Origin of the sequence: Aquiflexum lacus (assembly GCF_015476655.1) — a bacterium.
Classification (GTDB): domain Bacteria; phylum Bacteroidota; class Bacteroidia; order Cytophagales; family Cyclobacteriaceae; genus Aquiflexum; species Aquiflexum lacus.
Window position 1 is genome coordinate 151619 of record NZ_JABFHF010000005.1, and the last position, 15548, is coordinate 167166.

Annotated in this window: 13 protein-coding genes; 5 read left to right on the top strand and 8 right to left on the bottom strand. The window is 39.9% G+C overall.

All coding sequences use genetic code 11. From position 1 onward, the window contains the following. The first annotated feature begins 97 nt into the window (after positions 1-97). From uvrA to HMJ38_RS06775, 4 genes are all read left to right on the top strand, one after another. Positions 98-2929, top strand: a complete 2832-nt coding sequence (gene uvrA / locus HMJ38_RS06760) for an excinuclease ABC subunit UvrA (protein WP_194973615.1) — start codon at positions 98-100, stop codon at positions 2927-2929. A 95-nt stretch (positions 2930-3024) separates the two neighbouring features. After that, positions 3025-4077 carry a sensor histidine kinase gene (locus tag HMJ38_RS06765; protein ID WP_194973616.1) on the top strand — a complete coding sequence of 351 codons (1053 nt, stop codon included), beginning with the start codon at positions 3025-3027 and terminating at the stop codon, positions 4075-4077. Between the two features lie 12 nt (positions 4078-4089). Next, a complete protein-coding gene (locus HMJ38_RS06770) occupies positions 4090-4824 on the top strand; it encodes a LytR/AlgR family response regulator transcription factor (RefSeq protein WP_194973617.1) in 735 nt (244 codons plus the stop codon). A 140-nt stretch (positions 4825-4964) separates the two neighbouring features. Continuing rightward, complete coding sequence (locus tag HMJ38_RS06775; protein WP_194973618.1) at positions 4965-5720, top strand: LytR/AlgR family response regulator transcription factor; 756 nt, start codon at positions 4965-4967, stop codon at positions 5718-5720. Between the two features lie 88 nt (positions 5721-5808). On the opposite strand, the gene HMJ38_RS06780 is transcribed toward HMJ38_RS06775, so the two are convergent. Together HMJ38_RS06780 and HMJ38_RS06785 are read right to left on the bottom strand one after the other, a co-directional pair. After that, positions 5809-6165, bottom strand: a complete 357-nt coding sequence (locus tag HMJ38_RS06780; RefSeq protein ID WP_194973619.1) for a hypothetical protein — start codon at positions 6163-6165, stop codon at positions 5809-5811. Between the two features lie 291 nt (positions 6166-6456). Beyond that, entirely contained in the window at positions 6457-7803 is a 1347-nt protein-coding gene (locus HMJ38_RS06785) for a PhoH family protein (protein WP_194973620.1), read from the bottom strand. Positions 7804-7954: 151 nt separating this feature from the next. On the opposite strand from HMJ38_RS06785, the gene HMJ38_RS06790 reads away from it, so the two are divergent. Continuing rightward, positions 7955-9088 carry a DUF819 family protein gene (locus HMJ38_RS06790; protein ID WP_194973621.1) on the top strand — a complete coding sequence of 378 codons (1134 nt, stop codon included), beginning with the start codon at positions 7955-7957 and terminating at the stop codon, positions 9086-9088. A 321-nt stretch (positions 9089-9409) separates the two neighbouring features. On the opposite strand, the gene HMJ38_RS06795 is transcribed toward HMJ38_RS06790, so the two are convergent. The 6 genes from HMJ38_RS06795 to HMJ38_RS06820 form a co-directional block, all read right to left on the bottom strand. Next, positions 9410-9733 carry a hypothetical protein gene (locus HMJ38_RS06795; protein WP_194973622.1) on the bottom strand — a complete coding sequence of 108 codons (324 nt, stop codon included), beginning with the start codon at positions 9731-9733 and terminating at the stop codon, positions 9410-9412. Positions 9734-10051: 318 nt separating this feature from the next. Further along, positions 10052-11302 carry a pyridoxal-dependent decarboxylase gene (locus HMJ38_RS06800; protein ID WP_194973623.1) on the bottom strand — a complete coding sequence of 417 codons (1251 nt, stop codon included), beginning with the start codon at positions 11300-11302 and terminating at the stop codon, positions 10052-10054. A gap of 271 nt (positions 11303-11573) precedes the next feature. Continuing rightward, entirely contained in the window at positions 11574-12314 is a 741-nt protein-coding gene (locus HMJ38_RS06805) for a shikimate dehydrogenase family protein (RefSeq protein ID WP_194973624.1), read from the bottom strand. Next, on the bottom strand, positions 12311-13246 hold the full coding sequence (locus HMJ38_RS06810; RefSeq protein WP_194973625.1) for a DUF368 domain-containing protein: 936 nt from the start codon (positions 13244-13246) through the stop codon (positions 12311-12313). The genes HMJ38_RS06805 and HMJ38_RS06810 overlap by 4 nt, the downstream gene beginning before the upstream one ends. A gap of 48 nt (positions 13247-13294) precedes the next feature. Next, positions 13295-14065: a phosphosulfolactate synthase gene (locus HMJ38_RS06815; protein ID WP_194973626.1), complete on the bottom strand. Its 771-nt coding sequence runs from the start codon at positions 14063-14065 to the stop codon at positions 13295-13297. A gap of 26 nt (positions 14066-14091) precedes the next feature. Beyond that, a complete protein-coding gene (locus tag HMJ38_RS06820; RefSeq protein ID WP_194973627.1) occupies positions 14092-15513 on the bottom strand; it encodes a tetratricopeptide repeat protein in 1422 nt (473 codons plus the stop codon). Positions 15514-15548 lie beyond the last annotated feature (35 nt).

Below are 15548 nucleotides of genomic sequence, written 5' to 3' on the forward strand. Positions count from 1 at the left end.
TTGTTCTTTCATCTGGGTTTTAACTTTTGGCCCTCAATGGGATTACCCGTCAATAATTTGTACTTTTGCAAGCTTGAATGAAATGTTAAAAGCCTCCATGTCCGAACTCATAGTTGAGAAAAAAGAAGAGTTGATTGAAATATATGGTGCACGAGAGCACAATCTCAAAAATATAGATATCAACATCCCCAGAAACAAGCTCGTAGTCATCACAGGCCTTAGTGGGAGTGGGAAGAGTTCATTGGCTTTTGATACCATCTATGCAGAAGGTCAGCGTAGGTATATGGAAAGTTTTTCTGCCTATGCGAGGTCATTTCTGGGAGGAATGGAGCGTCCTGATGTGGATAAAATCAACGGTCTCTCTCCGGTCATATCCATTGAACAGAAAACCACTTCCAAAAATCCCCGCTCTACAGTAGGTACCGTCACAGAAATCTATGATTTTATGAGGCTGCTATTTGCAAGGGCAGGAGAGGCCTATTCTTATCTTTCGGGCAAGAAGATGATCAGACAGACTGAAGATCAGATCGTAGAACAGCTTTTTGAAAATTTTGGAGGAAGAAAACTGTATATCCTCGCGCCTATTGTAAAAGGTAGGAAAGGGCATTACAGAGAGCTTTTTGAACAGATTCGAAAGATGGGATTTTCCAAAATCCGAGTGGATGGGGTGGTCATGGATGTTCATCCCAAGATGCAGGTGGATAGGTATAAAATCCACGATATAGAGATAGTAGTAGATCGGATTGTTGCCGAGGAGGATGACAGGTTCAGAATTACCCAATCCCTCAAAACAGCCCTTCAGCACGGAAAGGGTATCATCATGCTTCGTGATGAAGAGGGCAATATCCACCATTTTTCCAAATACCTGATGGATCCGACTACGGGTCTTTCCTATGATGAACCTGCGCCCAATACCTTTTCATTCAACAGTCCTTATGGTGCCTGTCCTACCTGTAATGGTCTTGGGATTATTGATGAAATTACCATAGAAAACATCATTCCTGACCCAAGCCTGAGCATCACAAGAGGAGGGATCGCACCTTTGGGCGAATACAGGGATGTTTGGATCTTCAAAAAAGTGGAGGCCATCCTCAAACACTACAAATGCAGTATTTCCACCCCTATTGGAAAACTTCCAAAAGAAGTGGTGGATATATTATTGTTTGGAGACAAAGTGGAGGTGGCTGTAGATTCTGTCAAATATCCTGGGACGAAGTGGCATACTACCTTTGAGGGAATTGTCAATTTTCTTCAAAAACAACAGGAAGGTGGTACCGAAAAAATCCGGGATTGGGTCAATGAATTTACGACTTCAAAAACTTGCCCGGACTGTGAAGGCTACAGGTTGAAGAAAGAAGCCCTCCATATCAAAATTGATGAAAAGCATATTGGCCAACTGGCCATGATGGATATTGTCAGCTTGGGAGATTGGTTTGAGGGACTTGAGGATAGAATGTCCGAAAGGCAGCAGATTATCGGTAAGGAAGTACTCAAAGAAATCAGGAAGCGGATTGGATTTCTCTTGGATATCGGGTTGGATTACCTTTCTCTGAACAGACCACTCAGGACCCTGTCAGGTGGAGAGGCACAGAGGATACGATTAGCCACTCAAATAGGCACCCAACTGGTTGGAGTGCTTTATATCCTAGATGAGCCGAGTATAGGCTTGCACCAAAGGGATAATGTCAAATTGATCAAAGCCTTACAGGATCTTAGAGATCTGGGCAACTCGGTGATTGTCGTCGAGCACGACAAAGACATGATGATGCAGTCTGATTTTGTGGTTGACATTGGCCCCGGAGCAGGAAGGCATGGAGGTCAGATTGTTGCAGCAGGAAATCCCCAGGAATTTTTGAAGCAAAAGAGTATTACAGCCCAATACCTTTCTGGAGGTTTAAAAATAGATTTACCCCAAAAGAGAAGAACTGGCTCAGGAAACTTATTGGAACTGAAAGGTGCATCAGGAAATAACCTCAAACATGTCAATCTGAAACTTCCTTTGGGAACCATGATCTGCGTGACGGGGGTGTCAGGAAGCGGTAAAAGTTCCCTGATACATGAGACATTGTTCCCGTTATTGAACAGACATTTTTATAATTCCAAAAAAGAGCCTTTGGCCCACAAGGAAATAAAGGGCCTTATCCATCTTGATAAGGTCATCGAAGTGGACCAATCGCCCATTGGCCGAACTCCAAGATCTAATCCTGCTACTTACACCGGGGTATTTTCCGATATCCGGACATTATTCACTGAACTTCCTGAATCTAAAATCCGGGGATATAAGCCGGGAAGGTTCAGTTTTAATGTTAAAGGAGGGAGATGTGAAGATTGTGAGGGTGGTGGGATGAAGCTGATAGAAATGGACTTTTTGCCTGATGTGCATATTCCTTGTGAAACCTGTAAAGGGAAAAGATACAATAGAGAAACCCTTGAGGTCAGATTCAAAGGAAAATCCATCTCAGATGTCTTGGACATGACAGTAGAGCAGGCAGTTGATTTTTTTGCAAATCAACCCAAGATTCTCAGAAGGATCAAAACCCTCAATGATGTAGGTTTAGGATATATCACCTTAGGGCAACATGCGACCACCCTTTCAGGTGGCGAAGCCCAAAGGGTGAAATTGGCTACAGAGCTTTCTAAAAAAGATACAGGAAAGACCTTTTACATTTTAGATGAGCCGACTACAGGCTTGCATTTTCAGGATATCGAACATTTATTGGAAGTTTTGAACAGGTTAGTCGAAAAAGGGAATACCGTATTGATCATCGAGCACAACATGGATGTGATTAAGGTAGCGGATTATATTATTGACCTTGGTCCGGAAGGTGGAGAAAAGGGCGGGCAAATAGTGGTGGAAGGGAAACCTGAAGAAGTAGCCAAGCACCGCAAGAGTTATACTGCCAAGTTTTTGAAAGAGGAATTGATCTGATATCAAGGAAATTGACCTACCAAAACCAGTATTGCACCCTTCTTTAAAAATATTGGCTGCACATGGGATGGCTTGACTATATTTGAGCCATCACCATGAACAAAACAAGACTATATTGGTTTTTGCAGATTTTTGGTTGGTTGGGTTTTGCCTTGATCAATCTTTTTTTTGTTTCGCTTGAGCGAACCATATCCTCTGTTCAGATAGGTGCATTTTTTTCAGTGGCAGGCTTTTATCTACTATCAACTCATTCTTTAAGGTACATCATCAAAAAATATGGATGGTTCAACCTGGGTTTTATCCAACTCCTTCCAAACACCCTTTTGGCAGTTGCTGCTCTAAGTATTCTCAATACTATTGCCCAAATACTCATCAATTTGATTTTTGACACCTTGAATCCAGAAGATGATTTCAGACTTTTGGTCATTTCAGTGACTATTTTTGTCAGTTTTCTGTTCTATTCACTATGGGTGATGTTGTATTTTCTTTTCCACTTTCTGGACAACTATAACCAATCTTTAAAGTACCAAGCCAAAATAAATGAGATACAATTAAATCATTTAAAGAGTCAGCTAAACCCCCATTTTATTTTTAATGCGTTGAACAGTGTGAGGGCGTTGGTAGATGAAGATCCATCCAAAGCAAAGCTGGCCATTACCCAATTGTCCAATATCCTGAGATTTTCATTGATGATGGATAAAAAAAGGACTATTGATTTTGAAAATGAGATCAATACTGTCAAGGATTACTTAAATTTGGAAACTATAAGGTTTGAGGAGAGACTTCAGGTGAAATATGACATCGAACCATCGGCCTACGATTACAAGATTCCACCCATGATGTTACAGACCATAGTCGAAAATGGTATCAAACATGGAATTTCCAATAGAGTAAAAGGCGGTGTCATTGAAATCAAGTGTAGGGAAGGAATCACCGACGACCTGATCATTCAAGTGAAAAACAGTGGTCAATTAAAGGGGCAGACCTTCAATAAAAAGAAAGAAAGAGAGGGCCATGGAATCAATAATACTGTTCAAAGGTTAAAATTGATATATGGAGATAGAGCCTCCTTCAAGATATATAATTCGGATAATGAATTTGTAGTAACAGAAATCAAAATTCCAAAACAAAACCTTACATTAGGTTAAAAATCCAAAAAAATGAGAGCACTAGTAATAGATGATGAAAGACTTGCAAGAAAAGAGCTGATCAATTTATTGTCCCAATATGATCAGGTTGAAATCGTAGGTGAAGCCAATAATGTCGATGATGCCAAGGAAAAAATTGAAGCTTTGTCACCTGATGTGGTATTCCTGGATATTCAGATGCCAGAAAAAACAGGCTTTGATTTATTGGAAGAATTGGATAATGTACCTCATGTGGTCTTTACCACGGCATACGACGAATATGCCCTGAAGGCTTTTCAGGTCAATGCCCTGGATTACCTATTGAAACCGATAGAGCCGAAAAGGCTGAATGAAGCGATTGAAAGGCTTTTCAAAAAACTCAATGAAGCACCCGAAAGAACAGATGACGGGGGTTCATTTTCTTCCAAAAAGCTTACTTTGGATGATCAGGTATTTGTAAAGGATGGTGATAGGTGCTGGTTTGTCAAATTGTCCAATGTCAGGTTGTTTGAATCAGATGGGAATTATATCAAAGTTTATTTTGATAATAATAAACCAATGATTCATAAATCTCTCAATGCATTGGATGAAAGACTGGATGAAAAATCTTTTTTCAGGGCAAGCAGAAAACATATCATCAACCTCAGTTGGGTGGATGCGATCGAACCTTGGTTTAACGGTGGTCTAGTAGTCACTTTAAAGGGAGGAGATAGAATAGAGGTCAGCAGGAGACAGGCTGCAAGATTTAAGGATATGATGAGTTTGTAAGGGTGAGAAAGTTGATAATTTCAGAAAATTCAAATAAATATTGATTCAGAAAGCTAAAATTTGTAAATAGAGGCTAATATTTTAATTATATAAAAATCTATTTAACATTTATTATAACGTATTATTTCCCATAAAACATTATGAAAGAGGAAAGAATCCTGATCGTTGAAGATGACGTTAATATTGCAGAGAACATTGAGGAAATTTTAGAACTTTTAGGTTATGTCAATATTGATATTGCCAATTCAGCCAATCAGGCCATTAAGGTGGTCAAGAAATACAGGCCTGATTTGGTTTTTATGGATATCAAGCTGAAAGGTGATAAAGATGGAATTGAATTGGGTGAAATCATCAAACAAATGGTGGATGCCCCATTGGTTTATGTTACTTCTTACAGTGACCCTACCATTATAGAAAGGGCAAAAAGAATTAATCCTGCAGGTTTTATTGTCAAGCCTTTCAATACCAATGATATACATGCCATTGTAGAAATTGTTCTCTACAACAAAAGGACAAAGCCGGCCCCCGAAACAGCAGTTATCAGGTCCAAAGATGAAAGTCCATACCTCGTTACTGATGCCGTTTTTATTAAAGCTGACAATGCATATGAAAGGGTACCATATGAAGATATCTACTACGTGGAGGCCAACGGTAACATGGTAACCATCTTTACAAAAAACAGAAATTTTACCATCAGAAAGTCTATGAAAGACATGGAGGAAAAACTTCCTTCACATCTTTTCCTAAGGGTTCAGAAATCGTTCATTGTCCAATTGGGACAGATCGAAAGTTTCAACACCAAAGACATCACGCTCCATATGGGTTCTGTGGTTCAGGTAGGAAGGCAATATTATAACAGCTTCTTGGCCAAACTGAATACCATCACTGAAAGTTAATTTCCCGAACTATACTAAAACTGTAAAAAAAGGTGGGCAAGACCCACCTTTTTTTTATTTCCAAAGAACCAAACAATCAACTAAACTGTCATATCAGGTAGAATTCGTGTTTGCCTGAGGCGGTTACGAATTGTCCTCTCTTAAATGTTTCCTTGAATTTTTTCTTCAATTCGGATTTCTCTCCATAAAATTCCGCTACGATTTCACCATACTTATTGATAAAAGTGATGGTTGGAATTTCTTTGATGTCGGATAGTTCAAGGTTTTCCATATTGATGGCTTCTTCCTGTACCGCGCCTAATTCCATTTTAATTTCCATCGGGATTACCTCGTTGATGGTTGTATCAACTTTTGCTTCTGCACTTGCAGACCACAAGATTGTCAATGCCATTAATAATCCTAAAAAGGCACAAACATTATTCTGAGTTAAAATAGTCGTTTTCATTTTCTTATAATTTTTTTTGACTTTGTTTCTGTTATCTATGTCAGCACTATCGCTGCATGGTATCAGGTATATTCCAAATTCTGATCCCAATTTTGTAAAGAACTGAAAATCAATAGCATAAATATTATTGTACCGAAAATAGGTGTACGATGGCGTACACACTATTTTGTTTTGTGATACAGTTATTGCGATGGACTTGGCTGGAATCAGGTTGCATTAAGATTCTTAAAAAATCAAAAAGCCGATAAAATAGAGGGATATTTTACCGGCTCAATAAAAATGGTGAAGAAATTAAAGCAGGTCGTTGGCCAGGTTGGCCAATTCGGATCTTTCTCCTTTTTCCAATTTGATATGGGCATACAAAGGATGGTCTTTTACCCTGTCTATTAGATAAGAGAGTCCGTTGCTTTGGCTGTCAAGATAAGGCGTGTCAATCTGGAAAATATCACCTGTGAAGATGATCTTGGTGTTTTCTCCGGCCCTACTGATGATGGTCTTGATTTCATGGGGGGTAAGGTTTTGGGCCTCATCCACAATGAAGAAAATATTTGAAAGAGACCGACCTCTGATATAGGCAAGGGGTTGAATTACCAATTTCTCCTGATTGATCATTTCAGTGATCTTTTGGTATTCCTTATCTGATTCTTTGAACTGATTCTGAATGAATTTCAGGTTATCCCAAAGTGGTTCCATGTATGGATTCAATTTGGATTTGATATCTCCTGGAAGATACCCAATGTCCTTATTGCTCAATGGGACAATGGGACGTGCCAGAAAAACCTGCTTAAAATCCCTCCTTTGTTCCAAAGCACCTGCCAAGGCCAAGAGGGTTTTTCCTGTCCCGGCAACTCCTTGAATCGAAACAAGCTTAATCCTTGGGTTCAGGATAGCATGCAGGGCAAAGGTCTGTTCTGCGTTTTTTGGTTTGATATTGTAGGCCAGTTTTTTATCCACCCTTTCCATGGTATTGTCCTCCGAATTGAAGTAGGCGAGGACAGAATTCTTTTCACTTTTCAGGATATAAAAAGCATTGGCCTTTCGCTTTCTAGTACCAAACACTGCCTTGGCTTCTACCGAATGGCTTTCGTAAAGGTTGTTGATGACATGCTGATCAATCCCATCCAGATAATATTTTCCGGTGTTTTCAAGTTCAGAAATATTTTTGATTTTTCCTGTTTCGTAATCCTCCGCATGAATTTCAAGAGACTTGGCTTTAAGTCTCAGGTTTATGTCTTTGCTGACCAGAATTACTTTTCGGTTCTTTTCAGTTTGTTGTAGGTGAAGGGCCGCATTCAGGATTTTATGGTCGTTTTTTTCCTCTCCAAACACCAGGTTGGCATTGATGGAGTTATCCGGATTCATCAAAACTTTGAAAAATCCTTTTGTTTTTCCATTCAGAGGAGTCCAGTTGTGAATCATGTTGTCTTTGGACAATTTATCCAACAATCGGATAAACTCCCTGGCTTCAAAATTCTTGGTATCGTTGCCCTTTTTAAACTGATCGAGCTCTTCCAATACCGTAATCGGGATGACTACATCATGTTCTGCAAAGTTCATGATGGAGTTATGTGCATAAAGGATGACTGAGGTATCCAACACAAAAATTTTTCGGTCTTTATCGGATTTAGCTCTTGGCATAGGTCAAAATGTTACTGTGTGATAGTTGGGAATAATATATAAATATTAAAATAAGATTACCATTTTATCAAAAGAAATTAAGTTTATTTAAGAAAAGGAAAATCTTATCGATTTGACTATCAGAATGATAATTTTTTACCTATTTTTCAGGATGCTCTGGAATCAGGATCCTGTTTATGTTTCGGCCATGCTTTGTTTGGCCGTATTTTTTGCAAGTTGGCTGAACAGGTTTCGGGGTTGGAAAACAATAGGGACTCCCATTCTCGCCATTCTCATCTGTGCGGTTATTTCCAATTTGGGAATTATCCCTACCGCTACGACAAGTCATCCTGTTTATACAGGGGTATTTGTCTATATCGCTCCTTTGGGAATTTTCATAGCACTGTTAGAGGTGGACCTGAAGAGTCTCAAAGATGCCGGTCTTCCTATTCTGCTGATGTTTGGTTTGGGAGCTTTGGGGACATTAATAGGTGTATTTGTTGCCTGGTTTTTGGTAAATCCTGCCGCAGAAATTGGTCCATTGGCACATGCTGTGGCGGGAATGTTTACCGGGACATATATCGGAGGCAGTATCAATTTCAATGCCGTGGCTTTGCATTATCAGGTCAATGAAAGCGGGGTTTTGTTCGCAGCTACTACCGTGGTTGACAATCTTCTCGGGACACCATGGATTATTGCCACCCTGATTTTGCCCAAATACCTTCAAAAATATTACCCGCGCAAAAAACTCGATTCCTCTAAATCTGCTGCTAAGATCAAATCCCAAGAAAACATCTCCATTTTTTCGCTAGCCTTAATCTTAGGTATGGGTTTGCTGGGTATGGGTATTTCCAAATTGGCGGCCTATTATTTCCCCCAGATACCAGAAATCATCACTTTAACTACCCTAGCCCTGATTATGGCTCAATTCAGTTTTGTCAAGCGGTTACAGGGAAAACATACCTTGGGATTTTTCTTTATTTTGATATTCCTGGCTGTCATAGGGACACTTTGTGATGTGACGGCACTATCAGGCATAGGCAGCCTTGCAGGTACATTGATGCTTTTTGTTTTTGTTATCATCATGGTTCACGGCCTGGTGATCTTCGGTGTAGGGGCAGCATTTAAAATGGATTGGGATGTGATCGCCGTGGCTTCTCAGGCCAATGTGGGCGGAAATACCACTGCTCTTGCCGCTGCCGAAAGCCTCAACCGGCCGGATCTCTTGATACCTGGGGTATTGGTAGGCAGCTTGGGAAATGCCTTGGGAACTTATTTGGGTTTTATGGTGGCGGGGATGGTGTAGATTTAAAAAATTAAAAACCATTCAACTAAAATCAACTTTAATTTTTCCTTACATCCTGTTGATATGCTAATCCATCAATTTTCCTTTTCAATTTGCCAAAGTGTTTAGCTATGTTTCCTTTCTTTTTCCTTTTACCAAGTTTTTCATTGAGGATTTTGGAAATATTCTTGGAATTATTTTTATCAATTATCAAGGTCATCTTTTTGAATTTATGCATTGAATTTAACACCTATTTTTAAATTTTCAGGATTGGTAAATGGGAATTTTGAAAAGGGGGCTTGCGAGAAGTGCCTGGATGAGATTGCTTTGTTTTTTTTATTTTCAGGATTTGTCATCTGGAAATTTTAAAAACAAAGTTCTGTCCAGTACTCTTGCCGCTTCGAGCATTTTAGAAAACAACTCTGAATATTCAACTTTTAAAAGAGAGCCATCCACTAGCCCCCAATCAAATAAATACAAATTATATTCTTCAAAATATAGAAGTAGACCGTTGTGTTTTTCAGGGGCTTTGTTGGCAGAATATTCGCATACAAATTGAGGGTCTTCCACATGGACGATATGGCCAGTTCGAACAATTGAATTCTTTTTTGCTCTTATCAATATATTAAAGGGGAGCAGGGGGATTTTACTTTCGAGATCTTCCATACCGTCTTGAATTTTAGTTCATTTTAAAGTTAGCAATCTTTTAGAGAAATCGGGATACAGCCATCATGGTGCTAAGGTAAAATACTACAGCGAAGCCTTGATGAAAAATCTTCCTTTTAATTAAATACTATTAGAGAAAGTTTTGTATCATAAGTTATATATGAAGCATTTATCCTTCACATTAGCAGAAATGTGTATTTATTGTACTTTCTGTTATAAATATTGACACTGGAATTATTCCCGACCACTGTACGGGATCCAAAGATAGAAAAAAGGCGTAGATACAATCTACGCCTAGCGTCAACGCCAATCTACACATCACTTCCTCCCCCTGACTTCTCCCTCCAACTCCATCAAAAACATGTCAATGGTTCCGGGCTTGACGTGGGGCATGACTACGATTTTGTACCATTTGGCTTCGTGTTCATAACTGTCTGCGACCAAATAGTATTTATGGGCGAGTTCTTTGGACATATACTTTGCCTTGATGGCGATGATGTTAAGGTATTGGTTTCGGAAATATTCCACGCCCATCTTTTCCAGTTTTTTGCAGATTCTTTCTGTTTGGTCACAGAGCATTTCCATTTTGTATTTCCAGCCTTCCGAACCGTGAATCTGCAATATCATCCACATCGAAATGGCATTTGCCCCAGAGCGGCTTCCACTGACCGTATAGTCCTTGCCGGGAATATATTGCGCTTCTTCGGTTTTGACATAGTCAAAATAACCTTTTCTGATCAGAAACAATCCAGTTCCATAGGGCGTCTGAAGCATTTTATGTCCATCAGCTGTAATGGAATTCAGATAGGGATTTTGGAAGGTAAATCGGCTAACCGGATTGGTAAATGGATAAATAAATCCGCCATAAGCTGCATCCACATGGATTTTGAAGGGAGCATTCATATTGGTAAAATATTCTCCCAACATGTCTATATCATCCACCGAACCGAACATGGTTGTGGACAGGTTGGCAATGACGATGAAGTATTTGATGCCATCTTTTAAGGCCGTATTCACTTTGTTTTCAAGTGATTCCTTGGTGATTTCCCTGGTTTCAGGATCTACATCCAGGATGATATTGGTCAGGTTGAGGATGTTGGCCCCTTTGGGCATGGAGTAATGAGAATCCTGAGAATATACCACCGCAATTTCCCCGATTCTGGCCCCATGCTCTTTTTGGAAGAAATTCCTGTAAATCCACATGGCCTGAATATTGGCTTCGGTTCCACCTGTGGCGACATAACCATCCTGTTGGTTGCTGTCTCCATTGAAAATCTCCTCAGCTACCAATTTGATGAGGTCTTTTTCAATCTGTTGCGTTCCTTTGAAAACCTCTAAAACTGATTTGTCACTCAGGGTATGTACACCGATATGATTGGGGTTTCTGACCATGGCAGACATAAAAGGCGCATCTTTGAGGAATGGTGCATCAGGGTAAAATTCCATGGTGTCGAGATAAGTTCCCGGAACTCCTAAAATGGGATGATCACCTCTATAGTCGAGGTTTTGTTCCAATGCTTTGAATATGGATTCTTTGAGTTGTTCGTGAGATTGTTTTTTCCAGTACATGGCTTGGTTTGTGTAGGTTATCCTCTTTGATGCCAGTTACCCAGTTTCCTATTATTGACTTGACGCCTGCCTGCCGGCAGGCAGGGAAGCTGGAAGACCGAGGGCCGAAGAAGCCGGGAATTGATATTTTACCAGCTCGAAAGTCATTTTACCAAATTTGATGGTAACAAAGAGGATTTGTGAATAGTAAATACTAAATGTGAAATTATTTGTAGAAGCGGTCTTTCCAGAAGTGATTTTTCTTGGATCAGATAGCTATACAAATTGGAAATCAGTTCCAGATTCTCCAGGCGGCTTCGGCCTGAAGTTGGAGCATTTCCAATCCATTTTTCACTACTGCGCCGCGGGCTTCGAGAGAGCGCATCAAAAAAGTCTTTTCAGGATTATATACCAGGTCATACACTTTGTGCATGCTGGAGATATATTCCAGATTAATCGCAGGCATTTCCTCGGTTTTGGGAAATGTGCCTATTGGGGTGGTATTTATAATTAGATGATTTCTATCTAAAACCGACTTGCTTTTGGCAAGTTCCTCATAAGAAATAATGCCGGGATCCTCACCAGGATTTCGGGATACCATCAAGTATGAAATTCCCAGATCCTTCAAAGCCTTGACAACAGCTTTGGAGGCCCCACCTGTTCCCAAAACCAATGCATAAGGCTTTTCACCTTTGAGCCAATTATTCAGGGATTCTTTGAATCCTATATAGTCGGTATTGTAACCCTTGAGTTTGCCAGCCTTGATTTGGATACAATTCACTGCACCGATTTCTTCATAGGCAGGGTCGATACTGTCCAAATAGGGCAACACTTTTTCTTTGTAAGGGATGGTCACATTCAGGCCTTCAAGTTCGGGATTTTGCCGGAGGATGGCGGGTAGAAGGGAGATGTCCTCAATTTCATAGAGATCATATTGACATTCCTTTATCCCTTCGGTTTCGAATTTATCAGTAAAATACTTTTTCGAAAAAGAATGACCTAAAGGATAACCTATCAATCCAAATTTCCTCATTTCCTGTTGATGTAGTAAGCGGTTCTTTCGATACCGAGTACCAAAATTACACCAAATGAAAATGCAAGCAAAGCAAATAGAAATAAAGATTCCTGACCGGTGACTTCAAGATAATTTTGAGGAAGTATGTTTTCAGTGATAAAAGGTTTCTGCACTCCGCTCGAGGACATGCGATAGGAAATCACTTCTTTCCAAGGCCATAATTTATTGATGGATCCTAGCATAAACCCGGACAATAATCCAATGGTGAGCGCATGGTGATTTTTTAATAGCCATGAAATCAATCGGCTGAATGACAATAAACCAACAATACAACCAAATGCAAATACGGCCAGCACTACAATGTTTTTTTCAGAAACTGCTGCAAGGATTCTTTCATACTGACCCAATATCAATAACAAAAAGCTACCCGAAACCCCTGGTAAAATCATGGCGCAAATAGCAATTGCTCCTGCTATAAAAGTAAACCAAAGTGCATCCGGAGATCCCATAGGGGGAAGTCCTGTGATCCAATAGGCTACTGCTGTTCCGATCAGTATAGCAATGACAACGCCTATCGACCAATTTCCGATATCCCTGAGAATGATGATGGCTGAGATGATGATCAATCCACAAAAAAAAGACCACAAGGGAATAGGGTAGTATTCCATCAAGAAAGTGATCAGATTAGAAAGCGTGAAAATGCTCGCCAGGATTCCAACCAATAGTGTCAATAGAAAACTACCATTGACATGTTCCCAAAGCTTTTTGATCTCAAAGCGGAAAAGATAGCCAAGGGCAGTCTGATCGATGGACTTGATGCTGTCCAGCAACTTTTCATAAATCCCCGTAATCAGTGCAATCGAGCCTCCTGATACGCCAGGAACGATATCTGCAGCACCCATGGATATCCCTTTCAGGAAGACCAAAATGTAATCTTTCAGATGGTTCATTTATTGAGATAGATAAGGTGCCAATCCATTATGGCTCTTTAGTAAGATTTACAATTGATGATCTCCAAGAAAATGATCGAAGGTATCGCCCCTTAGTCCCAACCTAATGGTTTCCAACGGTATGACTTCGTTTGTAGCGATATTGCCAAGATTTACATTGGCACCTAAAAGCTTGACAAACCATACTTGTTGTTCTTTTTGAGGAGCCTCCCAAAGAATTTTTTCTTCAGGAATTTTGGTGAGAATTTCTTCTACCAAACCTTGTCTTACTTCTCCTGAATCCCTAAAAAGCCCCACGGTTCCACCTTCCCTTGCCTCTCCGATCACTTTCCAGGAACCTGCCTGCAGTTCAGCCTGCATTTGCTCTATCCATTTATAAGGAGGGATTATTTTAGCGGCATCTTTTGAGCCTACTTCCGAAAGAACGGTCACGTCCTTTGTCAGGATATCAATGTATTCACATTTTTTATCATGATTGAGACTGATCGATCCATCAGAAACCTCAGCGAATTTAAGGTTGTATTTTTGCAGCACCCTTCTGTAATCTTCAAATTGACCTCGGATCACAAAAGCTTCAAACAATGTACCCCCCAAATAAACCGGGATACCGGCATCTTGGTAAATATCGATTTTTTGTGCCAGATTTTTAGTCAGATAGGATGTGGCCCAGCCTAATTTCACAATGTCAACGAAATCACTGTTTGCATCAATAAAGTTTTCGACTTCTTTGATGCTCAGGCCTTTATCCATAACCATGGTAAACCCTGTCGTACGGGGCTTTTGTGAACGTACTGGCAGGTTCTTAAGAACGTAATTCATTCTAACAGATTTCAGGTATTTTGATGTTAAGATTCTGACGACTTAGGGTCATCTTTATATTGGGAGATGATCTTGAAAATAGCCTTTTGATGTTTGATTTCAGGCATCAATTCGTAAAGCAAGGTGTGTTTCCCAAAGTCCAAAGTTAATGCATTTTCCAAATATGAAAAGGCTTCCTTGTATTTCCCCGTTTTTATCTGGAATACGACCATGCGGTAATACAATTCTGCTTCCTCAGGCAGTTCCTCAATTCCCTCTTTGAGAACATCAATTGCCTCTTCAAATCGTGTTTGATCAAAATAAATGATGGCAAGGTTGACATAAGTTTCTATGATTCCGGACTCAAGGTTAATGGCTTCTTCATAGGCATCTGCACTTGCTTGAAGGTTACCCAGGTTGTATTCGGCATCAGCAAGACCCACCCAATAATTGGGGTTTTCGGTAGTCAGGTTAATCGCTTTACGGAAATAATGGATGGCCTCAAAAAATTTCTCTCTTTTGAGCATACACATGCCCAAGCCAAACCAGGCATCATCATATTCGGGGTCAAGTTTGGATGATTTTTTGAAATACTTAAAAGCAAGGTCAATCTGATCCAATTTTTCGTAGGCCGCTGCCAGATAACAACAATTCTCTGCATTCGAACCTTCACAGTTGATTGTATTTTGGTAGGCTTCTAAGGCCAGGTCAAACTGCTCGGTGTTCATGTAAGCATTGCCAAGGTTGAAGTAGGCAGATGCAAAAGCATCATCAATGATCAGCGCATAATCGTATGCCTGAATGGCTTCCTCATATCTGCCTAAGCGATTATACACTACTCCCAAGTTATACCATGCACCCGCACTGTAAGGATCTTGATCAATGAAATCCTGATAGAACTGAAGGATTTCCGTAAAGGAGCCTTCTTCCTCGGTAATCATTGCCAATTGAAAAAGTGCGTCCTCATGATTGATCCGAAGTTTGACACATTCTTTATAGTAATGGATTGCTTTTTCATTGTTTTCGTCAGCCTTATAGAGATTGCCAAGAGAATAATAAACTTCAGCTTTATCATCCGCCAATGGAATAAAGTCTTCCAACATGGCAATCGCCTCTTTGACATTTCCGTTGATCATCAGTCCTTGACTGAAGGCAAGAATGATGTCTTCATTATTGGGGGATAGGTTATTGATGTTTTCAAGAATTTCCAGACCTTCTTCCAGCTCATCATTAAAAATCAGGCATTGTGCCTTATACAGCTTAATTTCAATGCTGTAAGGAAATTTTTCCAAGGCATGGTCAGAGGCCTTTAGCGCTTTCAGGTATTTTTGTTGGTCAAAATAAAAGCGGATGATATTCTCTAATTCTTCCTCTTCAAAATATAAATCCAAATTGGATTTCAATGAGTTTTCAAATCTTTCTACTAACTCTTTGTCTTCCTCCCATTCGTTTTCAAAATCTCCGGTCATCAGCTTCGTTTTAAATTCTAACTTAAGTTACCAAA

Coding starts and splice junctions, on each gene's coding strand:
- HMJ38_RS06810 (WP_194973625.1), bottom strand. CDS start 13,246: ATGAACCATCTGAAAGATTACATTTTGGTCTTCCTGAAAGGGATATCC.
- HMJ38_RS06800 (WP_194973623.1), bottom strand. CDS start 11,302: ATGTACTGGAAAAAACAATCTCACGAACAACTCAAAGAATCCATATTC.
- HMJ38_RS06770 (WP_194973617.1), top strand. CDS start 4,090: ATGAGAGCACTAGTAATAGATGATGAAAGACTTGCAAGAAAAGAGCTG.
- HMJ38_RS06805 (WP_194973624.1), bottom strand. CDS start 12,314: ATGAGGAAATTTGGATTGATAGGTTATCCTTTAGGTCATTCTTTTTCG.
- HMJ38_RS06790 (WP_194973621.1), top strand. CDS start 7,955: ATGCTCTGGAATCAGGATCCTGTTTATGTTTCGGCCATGCTTTGTTTG.
- uvrA (WP_194973615.1), top strand. CDS start 98: ATGTCCGAACTCATAGTTGAGAAAAAAGAAGAGTTGATTGAAATATAT.
- HMJ38_RS06775 (WP_194973618.1), top strand. CDS start 4,965: ATGAAAGAGGAAAGAATCCTGATCGTTGAAGATGACGTTAATATTGCA.
- HMJ38_RS06765 (WP_194973616.1), top strand. CDS start 3,025: ATGAACAAAACAAGACTATATTGGTTTTTGCAGATTTTTGGTTGGTTG.
- HMJ38_RS06815 (WP_194973626.1), bottom strand. CDS start 14,065: ATGAATTACGTTCTTAAGAACCTGCCAGTACGTTCACAAAAGCCCCGT.
- HMJ38_RS06785 (WP_194973620.1), bottom strand. CDS start 7,803: ATGCCAAGAGCTAAATCCGATAAAGACCGAAAAATTTTTGTGTTGGAT.
- HMJ38_RS06780 (WP_194973619.1), bottom strand. CDS start 6,165: ATGAAAACGACTATTTTAACTCAGAATAATGTTTGTGCCTTTTTAGGA.
- HMJ38_RS06795 (WP_194973622.1), bottom strand. CDS start 9,733: ATGGAAGATCTCGAAAGTAAAATCCCCCTGCTCCCCTTTAATATATTG.
- HMJ38_RS06820 (WP_194973627.1), bottom strand. CDS start 15,513: ATGACCGGAGATTTTGAAAACGAATGGGAGGAAGACAAAGAGTTAGTA.